General features: G+C 69.7%; 12 protein-coding genes, 1 pseudogene and 1 CRISPR repeat array. Of the genes and pseudogenes, 2 read left to right on the top strand and 11 right to left on the bottom strand.

What is annotated here, in order from left to right:
• Positions 1 to 9: 9 nt before the first annotated feature.
• Positions 10 to 549: a hypothetical protein gene (locus ABZ707_RS09280; protein ID WP_360170343.1), complete on the bottom strand. Its 540-nt coding sequence runs from the start codon at positions 547 to 549 to the stop codon at positions 10 to 12.
• 159 nt (positions 550 to 708) lie between these two features.
• Between ABZ707_RS09280 and ABZ707_RS09275 the strand changes: the two are divergent.
• Positions 709 to 1,026 (top strand): annotated as a pseudogene (locus ABZ707_RS09275) (SDR family oxidoreductase); the annotation flags it as partial.
• A 237-nt stretch (positions 1,027 to 1,263) separates the two neighbouring features.
• Positions 1,264 to 2,793, top strand: coding sequence for a GMC family oxidoreductase N-terminal domain-containing protein (locus tag ABZ707_RS09270; protein WP_360170340.1), 1,530 nt, complete (start codon positions 1,264 to 1,266; stop codon positions 2,791 to 2,793).
• Between the two features lie 331 nt (positions 2,794 to 3,124).
• On the opposite strand, the gene ABZ707_RS09265 is transcribed toward ABZ707_RS09270, so the two are convergent.
• The 10 genes from ABZ707_RS09265 to ABZ707_RS09220 form a co-directional block, all read right to left on the bottom strand.
• Positions 3,125 to 4,570, bottom strand: coding sequence for an MFS transporter (locus tag ABZ707_RS09265; RefSeq protein WP_360170337.1), 1,446 nt, complete (start codon positions 4,568 to 4,570; stop codon positions 3,125 to 3,127).
• Positions 4,571 to 5,306: 736 nt separating this feature from the next.
• Positions 5,307 to 8,948: a CRISPR direct-repeat array (repeat unit 29 nt; unit sequence GGGACCAACCCCGCAGGTGCGGGGACCAC).
• A gap of 164 nt (positions 8,949 to 9,112) precedes the next feature.
• The gene (gene cas2e / locus ABZ707_RS09260) at positions 9,113 to 9,475 is read right to left on the bottom strand and encodes a type I-E CRISPR-associated endoribonuclease Cas2e (RefSeq protein WP_360170334.1); all 363 of its coding nucleotides are present in this window, start codon (positions 9,473 to 9,475) and stop codon (positions 9,113 to 9,115) included.
• Entirely contained in the window at positions 9,472 to 10,422 is a 951-nt protein-coding gene (gene cas1e / locus ABZ707_RS09255) for a type I-E CRISPR-associated endonuclease Cas1e (RefSeq protein WP_360170331.1), read from the bottom strand. Before cas1e ends, cas2e begins: the two co-directional genes overlap by 4 nt.
• Before the next feature lie 3 nt (positions 10,423 to 10,425).
• Complete coding sequence (gene cas6e / locus ABZ707_RS09250) at positions 10,426 to 11,136, bottom strand: type I-E CRISPR-associated protein Cas6/Cse3/CasE (protein ID WP_360170328.1); 711 nt, start codon at positions 11,134 to 11,136, stop codon at positions 10,426 to 10,428.
• Complete coding sequence (gene cas5e / locus ABZ707_RS09245; RefSeq protein ID WP_360170325.1) at positions 11,136 to 11,840, bottom strand: type I-E CRISPR-associated protein Cas5/CasD; 705 nt, start codon at positions 11,838 to 11,840, stop codon at positions 11,136 to 11,138. Before cas5e ends, cas6e begins: the two co-directional genes overlap by 1 nt.
• Positions 11,837 to 13,045 (bottom strand): type I-E CRISPR-associated protein Cas7/Cse4/CasC, encoded by a 1,209-nt coding sequence (gene cas7e, locus ABZ707_RS09240; protein WP_360170322.1) that lies wholly within the window; start codon positions 13,043 to 13,045, stop codon positions 11,837 to 11,839. The genes cas5e and cas7e overlap by 4 nt, the downstream gene beginning before the upstream one ends.
• A 142-nt stretch (positions 13,046 to 13,187) precedes the next feature.
• Positions 13,188 to 13,844 carry a type I-E CRISPR-associated protein Cse2/CasB gene (gene casB / locus ABZ707_RS09235; RefSeq protein ID WP_360170319.1) on the bottom strand — a complete coding sequence of 219 codons (657 nt, stop codon included), beginning with the start codon at positions 13,842 to 13,844 and terminating at the stop codon, positions 13,188 to 13,190.
• Positions 13,841 to 18,412, bottom strand: coding sequence for a type I-E CRISPR-associated protein Cse1/CasA (gene casA / locus ABZ707_RS09230; protein WP_360170316.1), 4,572 nt, complete (start codon positions 18,410 to 18,412; stop codon positions 13,841 to 13,843). Before casA ends, casB begins: the two co-directional genes overlap by 4 nt.
• A gap of 1,020 nt (positions 18,413 to 19,432) precedes the next feature.
• Complete coding sequence (locus ABZ707_RS09225) at positions 19,433 to 20,266, bottom strand: helix-turn-helix transcriptional regulator (protein ID WP_360170313.1); 834 nt, start codon at positions 20,264 to 20,266, stop codon at positions 19,433 to 19,435.
• A gap of 101 nt (positions 20,267 to 20,367) precedes the next feature.
• Positions 20,368 to 21,342: an SDR family oxidoreductase gene (locus tag ABZ707_RS09220; protein WP_360170310.1), complete on the bottom strand. Its 975-nt coding sequence runs from the start codon at positions 21,340 to 21,342 to the stop codon at positions 20,368 to 20,370.
• Positions 21,343 to 21,639: the final 297 nt, after the last annotated feature.

The raw sequence follows: 21,639 nt of genomic DNA, 5'->3' as shown, positions 1-21,639 counted from the left end.
CGCGGGAACTCACACGAGTCCGGCAGCCTGCCGAAGCTTCGCTCGATCGCCAGGACGGGGCAGATCCTCCGCCAACATCGCCACTACGCTCGCGTTCTCCGCGAACACAGCCCGGCACTGTTCACGCTCGGGATGATCGCTGTCACTGCCGAACCAGCGGACCATAGCTTCGTTGCGTCCATCGATCGGCTCGGAGAATCCAGCGATCGAAACCAGTAGATGCAGCAGGCCGGACTGCACAGGGACCTGCGGGTTGCTTGCAAGACGGAACAGGAACGGCAGCACTGTCGGCACAGCCAGGTTCATCTCCCTGACGCTGTTGAGAATGGAGTTGGTGAGTACACGCTTGGCCTCGGGCGCGGCAGCCTGATCGAAAAGACCGTGCAACAGCACCGGGATCGCCGCCGGGCACTCCGGGAACTCGGACCAGCGGACATCCTCACACCCGCGCAGGGCGGGATGACCACGGCCAGCCTCAACCGCCTGCGGGTAGTCCTGGAGGAACCGAGTTATCGCCGTCTCCTTGGCGGCCAGATCCGTGCTGCACACCTGTCTCCCCGTCCTGCCGCAACAAACCTTGAACTCCGCGTCAGCCGAACTCTTGCGCGATCAGAGATCCACGCGCAAGCCAGGAGAACGAACCGTTGGTGTTCGATTCCCCAAGCACCCATACAAGCGCGGCTTGACGAGTTGGATGCCTGAGGTGTCTACAGCGCGGCCAAGGCCGGCCTGGCGAGCCTGACCCGTACGCTCGCGGGCCATGCGGCGCCGAGGGGCGTCCGCGTCAACCTCGTCGCGCCGGGCACCATCCGTACGGAAGCCTGGGCCACCCGTGAGGCCGAACTGGCCCGCGCCGCGCCCCATTACCCGATGGGCCGGGTGGGCACCCCGGAGGACGTCGCCGCCGCCGTCGCGTTCCTGGCGTCCGCCGACGCCGCCTGGATCACGGGCGTGACACTGCCGGTGGACGGCGGGATCCTGTCGGGCAATGTGGGGCTGAGGCGGGCGATCGCGGGCGAGAACTGAGACGGGCGAGCCCGCCGTACGCCGATGACCGGGGGAGCGCGGTCGGGGCGGCGCGCGGGGCCCGGCACCGGCGAGCGCCGACGAGCCCTGAACTCGGAGCGCCTACGGGCACCGAACACCGACCGAACGGACATGCGCCGCGATCCGCGAAACAATGTGCACGGGCGCGCATCGTGATGAAGGACAGCGAATCCTCTGAGGCTGCCGGTCCTGAACCGGCAGGGGTGGTGGTCCGCCGTGAACAGCACTTCCGCCGGGAAGAGCTATGACTACATCGTCGTCGGCGCCGGGACAGCGGGCTGTGTGCTCGCCGCCCGGCTGTCGGAGGGCGGCGCCGCGCGGGTGCTGCTGCTGGAAGCCGGCAGCGGACGGGTGCCGGACACCGTCGCCGTCCCGCCGGCCTGGCCCGCGCTGATGGGCACCTCGATGGACTGGGCGGGCGAGACGGTGCCGCAGAAGGCCACGGGCAGGGTCGTCCCCTGGGCCCGGGGGCGCGGACTGGGCGGGTCCTCGGCCGTCAACGGCATGGTCTTCCTGCGCGGCCACCGCACCTGCTATGACGCCTGGGCCTCGGCCGGCGCGGCGGGCTGGGGATTCGACGACCTGCTGCCGTTTTTCCGGCGCAGCGAGAACGCCGAAGGACGCGATCCCGCCGTACGGGGTCTGGGCGGTCCGCTGACCGTCGCGCCCGCCGCGCACGGACATCCGCTCGCGGCGGCCTCTCTGGGCGCGGCCGACGAGGCCGGTTATCCGAAGGCGGCCGACCTCGGCAGCGGCCTGGAGGAGGGCGCGGGCTGGTGCGACCTGAACATCGTCGACGGCAGGCGGCAGAGCGCCGCCGACGCCTACCTCCACCCGGCGTCGGGCCGCGACAACCTGGACGTGGTCACCGACGCGCTCGCACACCGGGTGACGCTGGACGGCGGGCGCTGCACCGGCGTGGAGTACAGCGTGGGGACGCGGACGCACACCGCGCGCTGCTCGGGAGAGGTCGTGCTCGCCGCGGGCGCCATCGGCTCGCCCCAGCTTCTGCTGCTCTCCGGCATCGGACCCCCGGCCCACCTGCGGAAGAGCGGGATCGAAACCGCCCTGGACCTTCCCGGCGTCGGAGCCAATCTGCACGACCATCCGATGTCCGGCATCGTCTACCGGGCCGCCAGGCCGGTCCCCGCCGCGGAAAACAATCACGCCGAGGCACAGATCCTGCTGCGCGGCGACGCCGGCCTGGACGCCCCCGACCTGCAGATGATGGTGCTGGACATACCGCTGCGCGAGGAGACGCTGCCGGGCCCCGAAGGGGGAGAGGGATACACCGTCGTCGTCTCGCTGATGGCTCCGTACAGCCGGGGCCGGGTCGTGCCGGCCGACGCGGTGCCCGGGGCGGCGCCCCTGATCGACCCCGGGTACTACACCGACAGCCGTGACCTCGACCGGATGACCGTGGGACTGCGCCTGGCCCGTGAGATCGGCCGTACGAGCGCCTTGGATCCCTGGCGGGACGAGGAGGTGCTGCCGGGCCGCGCGGTCCAGGACGAGGAGCCGCTGCGCGGATATCTGCGAAGGAATCTCCGGACCTACCACCATCCCGGCGGTACGTGCAGGATCGGCACGGACGACGCGGCCGTTGTCGACACACGGCTGCGCGTGCGCGGCCTCGCCGGGCTGCGGGTGGCGGATGCCTCGGTGATGCCGTCCCCGGTCTCGGCCAACAGCAACGCGACGGTCTACGCGATCGCGGAACGGGCGGCGGAGCTGCTGCGGTCGTAACGGGGCGGGCCGGCGCGGGCCGGGCCGGGCTCATGGGACGACGCGCCTGGTGACGGGGCGCCTGGTGACGGGGCGGTTGGTGCGAGCCGCTTCGTACGAGACGGGGCGCTTCGTGCGAGCCGTTTCGTACGAGCCGTTTCGTGCGGGGCACGGGCTGGTGCACGCGAGGCATCGGCTGGTTCGTACGCCGGGTGGGAAGAGATGACAGGTGCCCGGCGTCGCTCCGGTCAGGGGCAGCGGCTACGGGCACCTGGGGATCGCGCCTGACATTGCGTCGGACGGACGCCCGCCCCGGTGTGCGGCCCGGGGCCCCGGCGCCTACGACGCGGACTTATGGCTTTCTGGTCGTGGCGCGCGTGTGTGGTGAGGGAATGATGGCCGTCGGTGAACCTTCGGGCGGGGACGCCGTATTGATGTTTTCGAGGGACAGCCCTCGCGTCCGGACGCCAAAGGCCACGGCGGTCGCGGCCAGCAGCATCGCCGCCGCTCCCACGATGAACACGGCGCCGACTCCGGCTCCGTAGAACAGCGGGACCATATAGAAGGGCGCCGCCGCGCTGGAGAGCCGGTTCAGCGAGAACAGCCAGCCGTTCGCCGTGGTGCGCAGGCTCGTGGGGAACTGTTCCAACTGGTAGATGTGCGTGGCGTTGGTCTTGATGTTGGCCACCACGGTGAAGCAGAAACCGAGAGCCGTGATCATCACCGCTGACTGCGCGTACCCGTAGGCGAGTCCGATCACCGCCATGATCATCAGCGCCACACACAGGATCCACTTCCGCTCGGCCTTTTCCACGATGTGCATGGAGAGATACGAGCCGACCGGCGATCCGAGGAACGACAGCGTCATAAACGTCAGCGAACTGCTGAGATCGAAGCCCTTCGCTTCCAGAGAGAGCGTGGCGAGGGCGCTGAAGCCGTAGTACCCGATGGGGCCGAGGCCCCACAGGAAGGCCATCAGCGCCGTACGGCGGGCCAGCGGCGCCCGGAAGAGCATCCGGACGGGCAGGCGCTTCTCCACCGGCGGCGGGACCGCCTCTTCCGTCATGACGGCGAGCGGTGGCCTCCACCCTTCCGCCTCCGCGGACTTCTCGAAGGTGGTGGTCACCCTGTCCGCTTCCGCCCGCCTGCCGACCGTCTCCAGCCAGCGGGGTGACTCGGGCAGACCTCTGCGGGCGAAGAAGGTCAGCAGCGCGCCGAGAGACCCGATCGCGAACATCCACCGCCATCCCGCCACACCGAACGGGGCCTTGTCGACCAGCAGCAGGCCCAGGACGCCGACCACGGGCACGGCGATATGGGCGCAGGTGTACGCCCTCGCCGCGTAATAACCGCGCCGGGCCGGCGGCAGAATGTCGGCCAGATAGGAATCCGTCACCGGGAGTTCGCCGCCGAGTCCGATGCCGATGACAAAGCGGCAGGCGATCAGTGTCCAGACGTTCGGCGCACAGGCGCAGGCGATCGTGCCCGCCGAGTACAGGCTGAGCGTGATCATGTAGGCGCCCCGCCGCCCGATCTTGTCCGCCACCCGTCCCACCACGACCGCGCCGAGGAAGCCACCGACGACGGTCGACGCGAGAAACAGCGACAGGGAGAAGCCGTTCAGGGAGAATGATTTCTTGAGAGTGCTCAAGAGGACACTCGTCAGGAAGAGTTCGTAGATTTCGAAGAAGTTGCCGAGCGCCATGACATTGACAAAGCGTTTGTGGCGCTTTGTTACCGGCAGTCTGTCGAGCCTGGCTCCGATTGAGGGTCCGACAGTACCTCGCGAACTATGCATATGTTCTTCCCCTCAGGGACTCCGAAATGAAATCCCTTGGTCATGGGAATTACTGAGCAGGGCGATCTACGGAGAGGGTAGGGAGGTTGACGACATGACACGCGCAACTACCCTCTGTGCCCACTGGAAGCAGGCATCGGCGCACAGCCGTACGAAAGGCCGTTGTCGGCACGGCACTTCGGCCTGGGAGACGGGTACGGGCGGCCGGAGCGGCGGCTGAGCGCCCTGGGCGGGGTGACGCGATCAGTCACTCTGCGTGCGCGACCGGACGTCAATCACATCAAGGCATTTACGGATGGACGGAGCGGCCCGAACCCCGCCGGGCGGCGCCTGCGGCGGTGGGCGGCGCGTCCTGCGGCGTCCATTGCAATTTCTTTCTGGTGCTGTGTATTTCCTTCGATGGATTCGGGGTTTTGGTGTCTCGGCGCTTTGGTGCCTTGGTGCCTCGGTGCTCTGGCCCTTCTGTGCTCTGGCGCTTCGGTGTGGCAGAGGGCGGCGGGGCATTGTGAAAGAACTGCGGGAATGCGCGACTGTCTTTCGCGGCGGAACCGAGGGAGCCCAGCGCGCCGTCGACGCAGGCGCAATCGGCGCGCAATCGGCGCGCGGACGGGGAGGCGGGGAGGCGGGAAGCGGGGGATGGGAAAGGCGTCAACCGCCCGCCGATCGCGCGCATGCCGTAGGTGGTCCCCGCAGGTGCGGGGACCTCCACACCTCGCAATCCGGCGTCCGTCGCGGAGGGATCAACCCCGCGTACGCGGGGGGCACACCGGCATCGAGGACGTCACGATGCAGGATCTGGGACCAACCCCGCGTACGCGGGGAGCACGAGGTCGAGGAGTGGATGCCGGGCGATCCGCGGGGACCAACCCCGCGTACGCGGGGAGCACGTCAGCACGGCGGCCGCCACCACCAGGTCTGGGGGACCAACCCCGCAGGTGCGGGGACCACGCCCTGCCCACACGCCCCACCACCGGACCCGAGGGACCAACCCCGCAGGTGCGGGGACCACTGCCGAACGCCGAGACCCATTCTGGCTGGCACGGGACCAACCCCGCAGGTGCGGGGACCACTGCCGAACGCCGAGACCCATTCTGGCTGGCACGGGACCAACCCCGCAGGTGCGGGGACCACCTGGCTGGCCTGGCCCTCCTGGTCATCGTCGCGGGACCAACCCCGCAGGTGCGGGGACCACCTTCAGATCCGGTTCCTCACAATCGGCGGCTCGGGACCAACCCCGCAGGTGCGGGGACCACGACTCGTACGGCACCACCTTCCACCCCGGCGTGGGACCAACCCCGCAGGTGCGGGGACCACACCCCGAACATGACCGTCATCGTGTCCGCCGGGGGACCAACCCCGCAGGTGCGGGGACCACATGGGGGCCATAGGTGTACGTGCGGCCGTTCAAGGACCAACCCCGCAGGTGCGGGGACCACGCCGCAGAGGCTACGGCGCCGGTCCCGGAGCTGGGACCAACCCCGCAGGTGCGGGGACCACGTGACGACCTTCCTGATCTCTCTGTCTGCCCTGGGACCAACCCCGCAGGTGCGGGGACCACCCGCCTCGTGACCTTCCCCTACGGCCTGGTCGGGGGACCAACCCCGCAGGTGCGGGGACCACTACGGCGCCCGCACCGACAGCCTTGCCGGTCCGGGACCAACCCCGCAGGTGCGGGGACCACCACCGCTACCGACGGCCGACAGACCGCCGTGGGGGGTCCAACCCCGCAGGTGCGGGGACCACGCGCTACCTCCGGGACGGAACATCTCGCCCAGGGGACCAACCCCGCAGGTGCGGGGACCACCGCTCTGGATGTAACAGAAGTCGAAGTCTGACGGGACCAACCCCGCAGGTGCGGGGACCACTACGGCGCCCGCACCGACAGCCTTGCCGGTCCGGGACCAACCCCGCAGGTGCGGGGACCACCCACGGGGAGTAGAACTCCGTCTCGTCACTGAGGGACCAACCCCGCAGGTGCGGGGACCACCCACTGCTGAGGGGCACCGGGAGCATCCTCGCGGGACCAACCCCGCAGGTGCGGGGACCACCGACCACACCAGGAGGAGGGCCTGATGGGCCTGGGACCAACCCCGCAGGTGCGGGGACCACTCGCAGGCCCGTCCGGGCCGCGTACGGTCGAGGTCGAGCACGCCGGGACCAACCCCGCAGGTGCGGGGACCACCGCAACGACCGCAACATCCGCACATCGTGCACGGGACCAACCCCGCAGGTGCGGGGGCCACCCGACCTGCGCTCCGATGTCCGATGCGGTGGCGGGACCAACCCCGCAGGTGCGGGGACCACATCCCGCCGCGACCTCTTCCGGCGCACGCTCGAGGACCAACCCCGCAGGTGCGGGGACCACCGGCGCACGGCGTACGCAAGGGGTGAGTGGCTTGGACCAACCCCGCAGGTGCGGGGACCACCGACCAAAGCCGTTTGGTTGTACCGGTGTTGGGGGACCAACCCCGCAGGTGCGGGGACCACGACTCCGTGATCGTGCGGGTATACGACGGCCTGGGACCAACCCCGCAGGTGCGGGGACCACACAACGGCCCGCGCCGGTGGACGGCGCGGGCCGGGACCAACCCCGCAGGTGCGGGGACCACCGCGGTCGAACGGGCCGGGCGGCGAGTGGGCCGGGACCAACCCCGCAGGTGCGGGGACCACGACATGGCGCGGCGGTAGGACAGCGGCGGGTCGGGACCAACCCCGCAGGTGCGGGGACCACGCCGGGGGCCGTTCTTACGGGTTGGGGCGCCGGGGACCAACCCCGCAGGTGCGGGGACCACCGCTTGCGGGATCCCGAGCCGTTCCGCGGCGAGGGACCAACCCCGCAGGTGCGGGGACCACATGACCGGTTTGAATTTGGGAGGCGCCTGCCGGGGACCAACCCCGCAGGTGCGGGGACCACGCGGCGGGCCCGTTGTCCCGGGTGTCGATGGCGGGACCAACCCCGCAGGTGCGGGGACCACCTGCGCGCGCCCGCGCAACTGCCGTACCTCGCGGGACCAACCCCGCAGGTGCGGGGACCACCGGATGTAGCGAAACACCTCGGCGCGGTGCTCGGGACCAACCCCGCAGGTGCGGGGACCACCCGGAGCTGACTGGGGTTCGGCCGGCCCGTTCGGGACCAACCCCGCAGGTGCGGGGACCACCGTGACAGGGCAGATCGGCGCCTTGCAGCGTCGGGACCAACCCCGCAGGTGCGGGGACCACCGGCTGGTGGACCAGTACACGGAGTCCGGCAGGGGACCAACCCCGCAGGTGCGGGGACCACCCGGGTCTGACCGAAACTCCCGAAACCGGGCAGGGACCAACCCCGCAGGTGCGGGGACCACTCCGCCCCGTGGACCCGCGACCGCGCCGACGCGGGACCAACCCCGCAGGTGCGGGGACCACAGGTAGTGATGTTCGCCCGCGGGTACGGCGGAGGGACCAGCCCCGCAGGTGCGGGGACCACACGAACGAGTCGCCCGCCAGGGCCTCCGTCACGGGACCAACCCCGCAGGTGCGGGGACCACGACTGACTCACCTGATGACGCGACGGCCGGTGGGGACCAACCCCGCAGGTGCGGGGACCACCCGGGTCCGTGTCCGCTTTTGCCTCCGCCGACGGGACCAACCCCGCAGGTGCGGGGACCACCCGTATTCCACAATGCTGGCGTGCCGCGCGGTGGGACCAACCCCGCAGGTGCGGGGACCACACCCGGTCCCCGACCTTCGGGCGCACGGGCCTGGGACCAACCCCGCAGGTGCGGGGACCACCGCGCCGCGCTCCGGGACCGCGAAGAGAATCAGGGACCAACCCCGCAGGTGCGGGGACCACCAGCGGTCCGGCCGGGAGCGGGACGAGGTGCCGGGACCAACCCCGCAGGTGCGGGGACCACGAAGTGGCTGGGCTGCGGTCCCAGCTCTCCATGGGACCAACCCCGCAGGTGCGGGGACCACTGGCGGTAGAGGGAGAGCCAGGTGTCCGCGTCGGGACCAACCCCGCAGGTGCGGGGACCACCAGCAGCGTCGTCACCAGGAGGACCAGGGCCAGGGACCAACCCCGCAGGTGCGGGGACCACGTCGACGACGGCTTTGATCTGAATCTCCTGCAGGGACCAACCCCGCAGGTGCGGGGACCACACGTACCCGACCCTGCCCCGGATGCCGGTGAGGGGACCAACCCCGCAGGTGCGGGGACCACCCGGCGCACCTCGACGGCGATCTGGTCGCGGAGGGACCAACCCCGCAGGTGCGGGGACCACACCTTGACGCCCCACGGGATCAGCGCGCGCTTGGGACCAACCCCGCAGGTGCGGGGACCACTTGCTCGCGGGGATCGCGGGGGAGTGGACGGTGGGACCAACCCCGCAGGTGCGGGGACCACAGGAGCTGACCTGGGGCTTCAGGCGGGCTGGAGCCTGTTTTTACTTACTTTGCGAAATTCCGGCATAGCTCGCGTATTCATTCTTTCCGGGCGACGTGCCCGCCGTTCGGTGTCGTCCATCATTACGTCGGTTCCTCCTCGGCTCGCCAGGGCGGTGTTTTCCTTCATCTCCCGCCGAATTTCCGTCGTTTGGACGCTTTGCTCCAGCCCTGCCGAGGCAGGTCCGCCGGCTGCCGCGTGCCGCGTTGCGCATGGGGGTTCGGCCGGTGGATCAGTGTCAGCCCTTCGTGGTCGGTGGGCTGCCACGAGTGGTCATGCGTTTCGAAGGTGTAGCCCTGCTCGTTGTTGGTCTGGTAGGCGAGCAACGCGCGGCCCTGCCCCGCGTATTGGCGGACCTCGTTCCACAGGGCTTCGCGTACCCGGGCGGAGGGCGCGCCGAGGAAGACCCCTGGGGAGATTTCCAGAAGCCAGCGGGTGAGGAAACCACGAAGGCCCGCAGGGCAGTTGGTGAGCACGATGACGGTCACCAGATGATCTCGTCACCGTAGTTGCGGCCACCGTCGACGTGCAGGTCGCCGTCGGACTGGAGGGTGACGCGGTCCTGGGCGGTGTCGCCTGTGTCGCGGGTGCCGTCGTAGCCGAGCAGGTCCTTGATGTCACGTACACATCGGTCGAGCAGTTTCGTCTCGTTGATGCGGTCCCGGAGCATCCGTCGGGTCCGAGCCGCGACATCCTCCGCTCCCTCGGCTGCCGCTTCGAATGCCGCCGGGATGGCGACCTCCGTCTTGTACAGGTCGGCTACGTCCAGGACGAATGAACGCTCATGGCCGGAGTGGACGAATCCCAGGCCGGGAGAGCAGCCGAGAGCCGCGACGACGGCGTGGGCGATTCCGTACATGCACTGTGCTGCCGCCGTCACGCCCTGGTTCGGTGCGTCTCCGGCGGAGAAGTCGTCGCGGTGGTACTCACGGCGGCGCCAGGGGACGCCGGTGCGGGCGGACTCACGCCGGTAGCACTCCTTCAGCCGCCGGCCTTCCATGCCCAGAAGATCCTGCCGGGTGCGGCCGGTGGGATCCTCGTCCGGAAAACGCAGCCGGTACATGGCGCGTGCCACCTCCAGCCGGGTGCGGCGGTTCGCCCACGCTGTTGCCTGTGCCTCCACCAGGCCCGAGGAACGGGTCAGGGCCCGTCCGCCCGCGTAGTAGCGCACGCCGTGCTCACCGACCCATGCCACGCCCGCGCCGCAGTCACCGAGGACGGACATGGCCTGGTGGGTGATACGTGTCCCCGGCCCGAGGAGGAGCGTGCCGATGGTGGCGGACGGAATGTGCGTCACCCCCTCCGCGTCCTCCGCCGTGAGCGCGTTGGAATCCCGGTGCACCGTGCACCGCTCCAGATAGACGAAGGAGAGACGATCGCCGATCCTGGCGAGCTCGCGAGGAGAGGACGCGCCTCTCCGGCTGACAGTCGACATTTGTCACCGCACCGGGGCGAGGGTCATCAGGCCACAGCCGTACGCCTTCGCCTTGCCCAGTCCCGAGGTGAGCGTGCGGCGCAGCGCGTCGGGATCGGTGATTCGCAGCCGGCCGTCGTATGTGGCCGTCGTCAGGGAAACGTGATTCTTCTTGCCCGAGCTCTCCTCCTGCTTGGCGAAGAGGAGCCCCCGCTGTTTGTGGACGATCAGCTCGTGCTCGTCCCCTTCCGGCAGCAGTCGGCTCTCGACCGATTTCTCCACGATGGTGAAGCCGGCGCGGAGTTGCCGGTCGAGCAGCCAGCGGGCCTGATGGCGCGGGGTGAGATGCGCCGTGCGCTTGGTCTGTTCGCCCGCCCGGAGACGGATGCTGTGCACGGGGTTCGCGGTGAGCCGGAAGGCCCAGGTGTCGCCCTCCGCCAAGGTGGCGAGGAACCCGCCGTAGTCGTACGTTTTCCAACCTGCGGCCGGACTCGTCGGCCAGCCCGCCTGCTCGACCAGGTGCGTGAGATCGGGCCTGGCAGGGCTGACGATGTAGAGCAGGAGCTCCGCCTTGGTGTCGCTGTCGAGGCGCCACAGCACGCGCGGGCCCGAGCCGTCGCGTGGCGGCGGCTCGGCGAAGGACATCATGACGGCGGCATGCAGACGCTGCGGAGAGCTCAGCAGGCGGCGGGCACCGGCGCGTGCGGTGTTGACGCGGAAACGGGTCAGGAACATCAGGCTCCCTCCAGCGCGGCAGTCGGATCGTGGACGAGCTGTCCCGGCCCACGCGTCGGCAGGTCCACCGTGGTCGTACTGATGCCGCGCAGCCCGTAGCGGCGATGGCGCGGATCGAAACTGTGCGGCTGGTCACGAAGAGTGAGATCAGGATCCTGACCGCTCGCGGTTTCGGTGAGCAGACCGAGGGAGACGGTCGCGTGCCGGGCGTAGCGCCTCTTGTGCCACGCGCTCGCCTGCCACTCCTCCTGGCGCAGTGCCTGGCCGAAAGAGACATCGGAGCGGACCCGGAGATCGATCCGCCGCGCCGGAGGGCAGGAGCGCCGCCCCAGATACGGCAAGTACACCGGCGCGAGCAGCGCGGCGTGCAGGGCGTCGATCAGGGCGCGCTCGCCCTCCACGGCAGCCACGAAGACCGCGTCCGCCAGATAGAACCGCTCCGACAGCGGCATGGCCTTGTCCGTGTCACCGTGGTGCGCCGTCTGGAAGTCCCTGACGCGCGTGCCGGGTTGGTCGATACGTACGCCGAATCGCAGCGCGGCCAGGTCGGACAGATCGGCCTCGCGGGCCCGGCCCTGAGCCGCGGCGAGAAGTCCGACGATCCCGCTCTTCGTCGGCGCCGATTCAGTGGTGCGACGGGCGAAACGAGCCGCGGACCCCCACGCCTGGAGCGGCCCCGCCAATCGCAGGAGCAACACGCTCATGCACCCGACTCCAGCCGGTCCGCGACCACCGAACCCACGGCTTCTACCAGGCCGGGCAGATTTTTCTCCGTGCCCAGCGCGGCGAGCGGACGCGTGTCGTCGCCGAAGCGAAGCACCCAGGTGCTGGAGCGGTCCTCGGCCCCGTAGGCGCTCTCGATCTCCGGCACATAGCGGGCCAGCTTCTCGCACGCGGGCTGGAGGAAGCCGCCGGTGTCGCCCGTGATGACCGGTTCCTCGAAGGCGCCGACAAAGCTGATGGGTCGCTTGGTGCGGAGCTTCACGATGACCGCGTCGGGCAGTGTGTTGTGCCCGAAGGTGTTGATTTTTCCGGTGGGGAGGGAGGTGATGAAGCCTTCGAGGAACGCCTCGACGGCCCGCCGCGTCGGCTGTGCGGCCGATTCGTTCTCCTGGAGCCCTTCGCCGAGATTGCGCTGGAGGTGGTCCACGTCCAGGGCGGCGTAGCGGTAGAGGGTCGCGGAGTTGAAGTCGACGACGCCGATCATGCCGGCACCGGCCTGCGACTCCGTGTTGCGGTCGTCGACCGCCGTGTAGTAGTCCGACTCGTTGTCCACGGCGTGCACGCTGATCGCGTGGGCGACCTGCGTGGCGGCGTCGACATTGAGGTCGGTCGAGTCGGCGACCATGCGGCCGAACAGCGCGATGTCCACCGAGTGCCGGGTGTCGACGTACTGGCGGGCCAGCGCTTTGGCCTCCTTGGTCTTGAGGTGGTCCTTGAGCACCTTGAGATCCCCGGTGCCCTTCGCCCCCTCGACGGTCAGACGCGCGAGCCCCTCCAACTGGCGGGCGCTCAGGAACATCAGATACGAAGACTCCGGCGCGAGTTCGTCCTCGGCCGTCTCGCTGTCCTTGGACTTGCGCTTGGGGATCTCAATCTTTGAGCCGGTGGCTGCCCGCATGGTTTCGGCCGCCAGCGCCAGGGCCTCCGACTGCTTCAGCGACTCGTCCAGGAGGACGATCCGTTCGGCCAGGGCCTCGGCGACCTTCTTGGTGCGGACTCCCAATTCGCTGGGGTCGAGCAGCGCGGGGAACGCGTTGCGGGTGGCGCGTTTCCACGCCTGGCTGGAGACACGGGCCCGGCGCACTCCGCCGTAGACGGCGGTTTTCGGTGCTCCGGTGTCGTCCCGGTTCAGATTGCTCGGCGGGACGGTCTGGAGGACGTGGACGTCAAGAATGGTGCGGGTCACGAAATATCCCTGTCGGTGGTGGTGTCGGCGCCGACGAGGCAGCGCCCAGCGGTAAAGGCCCCGGAATGCCTGCTGCCGGAGCTTCGGTGGAGTTGACGCATGAGGGATGTCTGCCGTCCGGACAGGACTTGCGCAGCAAGCCCTAGCTCGCAGCGGAGGGGTCCGCCCGGCGCGCCAGGCCGATGTGGAAGCTCCGGCCCCACGCGCGGTGGATCTCTCCGCGCTCGGCGGGCTTCTGCCACCGGTACAACTGGTCGGCGAGCAGCCCGTAGTCGAGAGGGACCGCGTCCGCACGCAGCAGCACGACGAGCTCCCGCAGCCGCTGCGCGAGGCTGTCCAGCGTCTGAGTCGTCCCGGCCCGGACAAAACGCTTACGGATGGGCTCGTCGATGTCGCCCTCGGGCATCAGCCGACGTACAGCGGCGCCCAGTCCAGGCCCGTCGACATGCATATTGGCCTCACGATGGCCCTGCTGGTGCAGCGCCCACAGGGTCACCGCGATATGCAGAGCCTCGTCGGCCCTGTCCATGTCGAGGCCGTCCAGAGCCATGTCGTCCAGCAGCTCCAGGCCGGTCATGCCCCACAGGTCGGGGACGGCGCCGGCCGCTTTGCCCGCGCCCCTGCGGATGCGGGCCGACGCGGACACCGCGCCAGGAATGTCCTCGCGATAGCCGTACTGGAGGGAACGGATACGCGCGGCAGCCGCGGTGCCCACCACCCCCGGGCTCCTGCGGCGTTCATGTCCTGGAGACGGTGTGGGAGTGGGGTCCGGCGCGCCGGTGGTCGTCGTGCTGGTCATGCGGGCGCCTCCGAAGGCTCGTCCGTGAGCGGGGTGACGGCGGCCGGCAGGACCTTTCTCAGCAGGCCCTTGAACCACACGTCGGCGAGGGTGTCGTTGAGCCAGCGCGGCCCCGAGCGGGTGTCGATCATCCGGCCTTCCCAAGCCGCTGACCCCGCCGCGTCCAGCAGGCCGGTGCCCAGTTCGCGGATGACCCGGTGTGCCGTCACCTGCCAATCGCGGCGGGCTCGATGGGGGTCGTCGCTCTCGCCCAGCCTGCGCAGCCACTGGCGGTACGGGCCGTCGAGCGCGGCGAACCCGAGGTCGCGGGCGGCCTCGGAAGGCGCACCCGGCTCGGCTCCGCGCGCCCTGGCGAGGTTGTCCGCGAGAGCTCCGAGCGCACCGACGGCGGCATCGGCGTCTTCGACGGCACCGACGGCAGCCTGTCCGTAGCGGTGATCTCTCTCGTGCAGCAGGACGACAGCGAGGGTGACTCCGTCATCGACCATGTCGTCGAACACGGACTGCTGGGTGCCGTACACGGCACCGACAGTGCGAGCACGGATGAGTGAACGGCGCGGCAGCGCGCCCTCGTTGACCAGGCGGGACATCCAGTCCAGCACCGCGGGCCGCAGCCGAGGCGCCGCGTCCTGGCGCTGATCCCTTCCCTCCTGGGCCCGCCCGGCGAAAAGCAGGCTTTCCAAACCCCGCCAGGCGGCCCGGCGTGGATCGTGTTCCTGCGGCATGTAGACGAGCGGCTTGTGGTGCTTCTTCTCCTGTGCCGCGCTGCGCCGCCAGCCCGTCATGGGCTCTCTGTGCTGCATATTGCGCGGAGCGAGCGGATCACCGTAGGCGAGGACCACCCCGGTGACGGCTGCGCCCGCGACCGGATCCTCCTCGATGTGCAGGCGCACCCGTCGGGACTGCCATGTGTAGAGATCGCGCGGGCCCGACGGCCTGAGCGCCTCCTCGTCCGTGTCCGGATCGGCCTCCAGCGGGGCGGGTCCGTCCGGGGCCCGGCGCCAGGCCGGCCGGTCGTCCTTGTCAGTCCGGGGGGAGTCGTTGTCCGCCGCGATCAGGTTCAGCAGCAGCGTCTCGCGCAGTGTCTTCCCCTCGGCGAAGACTCCGCCGAGGTTTCCGGCCCAGGCCACGCCCTGCGGATAGCCTTTGCCCGCCTTCACCCGCGGGTCACCGACGGCTCCCGACTTGATGCCGGACGGGTCGAACGCGTGCGTGTGCACCAGCCAGCGGGCTGCTTCCGCGAAGGTGAGCCGGTCCGTGCCGGGCCGGCGCATCGAGAAGAACGGCTCGCCGTTCGGCACATCGGCGACGATCCGGTTCAGAGAGGTGACTTCGCCCTTTTCCGTATGGAGCCCCGCCACTTGGAAGAACGGCGTGTCCGGATGCAGCAGATCGAAACGGTCCCGATGCCGGTCCAGGTACGCGGGCACCCTGCTGAAGGGCCGCTCCGCCGACCACAACTCCACCCAGGCGTCCACATCCTCCGGTCCCTCCAGCGCGTCGTGCGCGACGGCCAGCAGCAGTCTCAGCAGGGCGAATTCCTGCGTGGGCACGTCGCCGACGAGGCGCCTCAGCTCTCCCGCCCGGACGAAGACATCGCGCAGCGACAACTCCGTGGTCGTCCCGTCGAGCCGCTGGACCGGAAGCCATGGCCGGGAAACCAGATCGAAAGAAGCCACGCGATTCACCACCCTTGCGTCGCGCGCGCCGACGGGCGCCACCACCAGTCCGTCAGCACGGTCGTACCGGAGTTCAAAGCCTGACAGGTGGGTCTGACAATGCTCGTCCAGCACCATGATCAGCTCGCCGGCCAGCCAGGGGCACTCCTTCACCTGCCAGGCGGGCACGACGAAACGCTCCAGCTCGGCGATGGTGCGATCCACCATCCACGGCTTGGAGAAGTGATACGGGAGCCTCAGCGCGCTCGCTGCCACCGCGCGGGCGGCACGGGGAGAGGGCACGGCGTCCGTGGGCAGTTCCAGCCCGCCCCGACCGCCGTCCAGCCATGGCACGGTGATCAGCGTGCCATCGGCGCGCCGCTGAACGACCAGGACTTCCAGGCTCTCTTCGCTGTCCCGGACCTGGGCCCGGCCCGCAGGGGTGTCGTCGGCATCGCCGACACCGGCGTCGATCCAGCCGATCAGCGGCCGCCCGGGGCGGCCCACCTCACCGAGCCGGAACACCTCGGCACGCGACCGTTTGTCGGCGAGATGGGCCCGGTGCGCACGCCGGGCCTCCGCCATGGGTTCCGTCCAGGCGTCCGGCCCTACCGGCTCATCACCGTAAGCCTGTTGGACCAGCGGACTGATGTCGGAGGGCAGGCGGACCGGCAGCCCCTCCAGGTGCGGACGCAGGACGGCCAGGGCCCGCAGCAGCGTATGGCGTCCCTGGTACACACCGAGCGAACCGGCGACCGGCTCCGGCGGCTCGGCGCGCCAGTCGACGCCGGTCACCAGACATCGCGCCGTGCGCAGCCGAGGCGGCCGGGGCCGTGGATGGCGGTGCAATCTCCCCATCCGCTGCAGCATGAGGTCCACCGGCGCCAGGTCGGTCACCAGCAGGTCGAAGTCGATGTCGAGAGACTGCTCGACCACCTGGCTGGCCACGACGACGTGACCGCCGGCGGGACGCTGCCCGTCCCGGCCGAAACGAGCCAGCAGATCGGTGTCCTTCCGGGCCCGGTCCTCGGCCAGGAACCGGGAGTGTGCCACCGTGACCCGGTCGTCTCCCAGCCTCTCCCTCAGCTGGGCGGCCGCCTCCAGCACACGGTCCACGGTGTTGCGGACCACCAGTGCGCAACCGCCCTCGGTGAGCTCTTCCTCCATTCGGTCCACCAGCAGTGGCAGATCGTCGTCGAACGGTTCCAGCTGGATGTCCGTACGGCGATCGGCCGCGGCGGGCGGCCGGGCGGTCACCGCTTCCGGCGCACCCGGAGCCGCCGCGGTCAGCAGGGGATAACTGTCGAAGGACGCGTCGACTCCGGTCACGTCCCCGGCATACGCCTTCACCAAGGCGCGACGCCGCCCGGCGGGAAGCGTCGCGGACAACATCACCACGGGCACCCGGTAGGCGCTCAGCCAGTGCAGAACCCGTTCGAGGTAGGCGTTCATATACGCGTCGTACGCGTGCACTTCGTCAATGACGACGACCTTGCCCGCCAGAGCGAGGTGCCGCAGGGCCAGATGCCGGCTCTTCAAACCGGCGAAAAGGACCTGGTCGATGGTCCCCACCGCGAACGACGCCAGCAGGCCCTTCTTCCGCCCGCGCAGCCATTGGTGCGCGACGAGTTCGGCGGGGCTCGGCCGGGAGGTTCGCCCCGGCTCAGGAAACTTCCCGGAGCCGTCCGACTCGACGGCCGCGATCGTACGAGCCCCCGCCCGCAGGAGGCCCGCGAATTCGTCGTTGAGTACGGCCTTTGCGTGCGCGAGGAAGACGGAACGCTGCCCCTCACCCGGCAGACGCTCCAGCCAGTTCAGCAATCGCGAGAACATGGCGTCGCCGGTGGCCCTGGTCGGCAGCGCCACGAAGCAGCCGCCCGCTCCCGTGCGAGCGGCGAAGATCTCCGCGACGGCGAGGGCGGCCTCCGTCTTGCCTTCGCCCATCGGCGCCTCGATCACCAACAAGCCCGGTTCCGGCATTGTGCGGGCCATCCGTACGGCCGCCTCCTGCACGGGTCTGACCGACGCACCCTCCGGCAGGTCGAAACGCGCCGCGAACAGCTCCGCTGCCTCGCCCGGCGGAGCGTTCGGCGACCAGGGCCCCGGCAGACCGAGGCCACGCCAGGCCGCCTCCAGCCTGTCCTCGTCACTGCCGGAGCCGTGGGAGGCGTAGTAGGGGAACAGCTCGGACGCACTGGCGACCCAGTCCGCGAGGATGACCAAGGCGGTCAGCACCGCCTGCACGGGCTGGGACAGTTTGACGCCCTGCCAGTCGGCGAATCGATCCCGTACGTGCGCGGTTTCCGCACAGGCGTCGAGCAGCTCGTACTGCACCGCACGCCAGCGCGGCTCACTGACACCGGGCGTGCGCAGCAGCTCTTCGCGGAGATCAAGGCTGTGGACCTGGGCGTGGCTCGGCGGTACGCCATGATGCCCGCCGGCGACGATCGCGAACTGACCGGCGGCACGGCCCGACCATCCGTGCCGCTCCGACAGCCACTCCTGAATGAGAAGTTGCCCGGCCAGCCCGTGTGGCGCCAGCCGCCGGTCCTCTCCGAACTGCTTCTGGTACGGCATCTCCAAACCGGCATCGCGCATACGGTCGGCGAGGGCGTCAACCTGGCAGGAAAAGGCCGGCGAAGCCTTCCCCGCGTCGTGGCTCGCCGCCAGCCATACCGCGAGCCGGCGCGCGTCTCCCTCGCCCTCCGGCAGGGCATCCGCCACCAGCCGCTTTACGTTGCCGGGAACCCACTCGTCCCACAACTTGCCCGCGACGGCGGCGCTGTCGGCCATATGCCGCCAAAGAGGCAGCCAGCCGTCGGTGTCCCTGTCGTGCTTTCCCCATACGAGCCGGGCCGCGTCGGACAGTTGTCCGAAGGGTCCCGGAGGTTTGGGACGTCCTTGCGTCATTGCGGAATTGAAACACCGTGGGCTGACACTGAGCGCTTGCTAGCCAAACATCTGACAGCGATTGATTGAAGGTGCCCGTATGTGGACCGTTTCTGAACGGAATTAGCTTCAGGTCGTCGTTATAGGAGTCGTTCGGAGCGAGCTCGCCTTGCCTGCCCCATGCGGATGTGCGAGAGACGAGGAGACTGGCGGCCGATCGCGCTGATCGTTCTGATCGCGAAGGGCCGCCGGTCGACGGCGCTGTCGCCAGGGGTAGAGGAACCCTGCGTGTGCGGGGACCACGCCAACCTCTTCCATCAGTGGAACACCGTCGGGGGACTAACCCCGCGTATGCGGGGAGCACTTCTCCATCAGGGCAGCGAGCAGACGCACCACGGGACCAACCCCGCGTACGCGGGGAGCACGAGATCCCGAGGCCGTCTATGACCGGCGGAACGGGACCAACCCCGCGTGCGCGGGGAGCACATCCACCTGTCCGTGTGCCAGTGGATGCCTGAGGGACCAACCCCGCATGCGCGGGGAGCACAGGGCCTGAGCTGCGGCTTTACGTGGCCAAGCGCGCAGTTTTGCTTACTTGTGGGAACTCCGACATAGGGGTGTTTCTGCTTTTTCTGGATGAATTCGCAGTGGTGTTCCTGCCGACCATGGGCACCACCGTCTCTGTCGGCCTGTTCAGGAGCGTCGCGTGCGTCTGCCAGCGTACTTGCGAGGGTGCCCAGTCGCTTCCCGGTGACGGATCGGTCAGGTCCTCGCGTTCTGCGGCAGCGTACGAGACGCAGATGTCGACCACGACGAGATGAGGGGCGGCACCTGGGCGTCCCGGGCGGGGTTTTGCCGGCCCGACGTCCCGTGTGTGAAGGCGGGAGAGCATGACGCGGACAGGGGCATGAGGGTGCGGCGGGCTGCCGAAGAGGGCGGTCGGGCGGCACGCCGCGCCCGTTGCGTGCCGCCGCAGACCCGGAACGCGGCCTCATGGTGTGGCGGTCGACGCCGGGCGCCTCCCGCGCGTACGGCGTTCGTTCATAGGCGCTGGTCGCCGATGACCGAAAGGAGTTGGAGCTTGCCGTAGCTCTCGCTGCCCGGTACGGCGGTGAAGACCAGCAGCGCCTGGGACTGGTCCGGGTCGACCAGGGTCTGGCAGTGCAGTTCGAGCAGCCCGAGCTGCGGGTGCTGGATGCGCTTCGGCGCGCAGTAGGGGCCCATGACGGGGTGCTCCCGCCAGAGCGCGGCGAACTCCGGGCTGGCCGCCAGCAACGCGTCGACGATCGTCGCCGCGCGCGAGCCCCGGCCCTCCCGGGTGTAGGCGCCGTGCAGGTTGGCCGCGATGAGACGGCTGTGCGCGGGGTGGTCTTCCTCGGGATAGATCAGCCGCGTTGCCGGGTCGGTGAACCACCGGTAGTGCATGCTGCGCGCCAGTCCCGTGTACTCGCTGTCGTCGCCCATCAGCGCGACCGCCGGGCGGGTCTGCTTCAGCGTCTCGCCGACGAGGTTCACCACCTGGGCGGGCGTGTCCTCCAGCCGGTCGAGGATCCGCATGATGCCCGGGTTGACATGGTCCGTGCGCATGATCCGCTGCGGGGTGGCATAGCCGGCGAGGCGGAAGAGGTGGTCACGCTCTTCCAGGGAGAGATGCAGGCCGCCGGCGATCGCGGCGAGTATCTGCTCGGAGGGGTGCGGTCCACGCTGCTGTTCGAGCCGGCTGTAGTAGTCGGCCGACATGTCGCACAGCATGGCGACCTCCTCGCGCCGCAGTCCGCCGGTGCGCCGGCGCCGGCCGCGCGGCAGCCCCACGTCCTCCGGTTGCAGCGCCTCGCGTCGCGTCCGCAGGAAAACAGCGAGTTGAGCTCTGTCCATGGTTCCAGTCTCTCGTCCCCCGATGGTGGCTATATAGGTCAATGCCGGACAGGTTGGGCGATAATGACCGCCGGGTGACGGCGATCACCGGGTGGGAACGCTCAGACGGTGGCGAACCGGACCCCGGCCAGCCGCTCCGAGATGTCCCAGAGCCGGGCCGCGGCGGCCTCGTCACGTGCCGACTTGTAGACGGCCAGCTCGGTCGGACCGCCGGTGAACTGGCCGAGGCCGTCGGGGCCGTAGAAGGCGCCACCGCGCGCCTCCGGGCTGGTGGCCGCGTACAGGCCGGGGAGCAGCCCGGCGTCCACGGAGTGCACGAACACCCCCCAGCCGGCCAGCCGCGTCATGATCGCCTCATACGGTGAGGGCCGCTCGCGGCCCATGTTGGGGCCGGACGCGTAGAGGTTCGTCAGGGTCGTGCCGGGGTGTGCGACATTGCTCACAATGCCCCAGCCGCCCGCCTTGCCGCGCCGGTCCAGTTCGAGCCCGAAATGGAGATTGGCCAGCTTCGACAGATTGTATGAGCGGACCGGCGAGTACGTCCGCTCGCTCTGGAGGTCGTCCCAGTTGATCTTGCCGGAGCGCGCGGCGCTGCTCGACATGGTGGTGACCCGGGCCTGGCCGGCGCGCAGCAGCGGCAGGAGCCGGGCAGTCAGGGCGACATGGCCCACGTAGTTCGTGCCGAACTGCAATTCCAGGCCGTCGGCCGTGGTGTGCCGGGTGGCCGGTGCCATCACCCCCGCGTTGTTGACGAGGATGTGGACCGGCCGGCCCTCACGGTTCAGTGTGTCCGCGAGCGCGGCCACCGAGTCCAGCGAGGCCAGGTCGAGCGCCCGGGTGGAGACCGCCGCCCCCGGCACGGCCGCGCGGATCTTCTCGATCGCCGCTGCGCCCTTGGCGGGGTTACGGACCGGCATCAGCACCTCGGCGCCCGCCCGGGCCAGCCGCTCGGCCAGGCCGAGGCCGATGCCGTCGCTGGCGCCGGTCACCACGGCGAGCTTCCCGGTCAGGTGGGGTACGGACACATCCTTCACGGCGAACTCCCTGGTCAGCGGTGTCTCTTGGGGCTGAACCAAGGCTCGCACCGCAGGCGGCAGGGATCCATGCCACGCGTATCCATGGATTGCCATTGCATGGATAAACGCGGGCGAAAGCGGCCAGTGCTGCCTCATGCGCCCCTATCGGCCAGATAAGCCCGAACCTCCGACCTGACAGCTCCGACCTGACAGCTCCGACCTGACAGCTCCGACCTGACAGCTCCGACCTGACAGCTCCGGCCTGACAGCTCCGGCCTGACAGCTCCGGCCTGACAGCTCCGGCCTGACAGCTCCGGCCTGACAGCTCCGGCCTGACAGCTCCGGCCTGACAGCTCC

The sequence above is a fragment of the Streptomyces sp. NPDC006923 genome (genome assembly GCF_040635655.1).
GTDB lineage: Bacteria > Actinomycetota > Actinomycetes > Streptomycetales > Streptomycetaceae > Streptomyces.
This window is presented reverse-complemented; position numbering and strand designations above follow the sequence as displayed.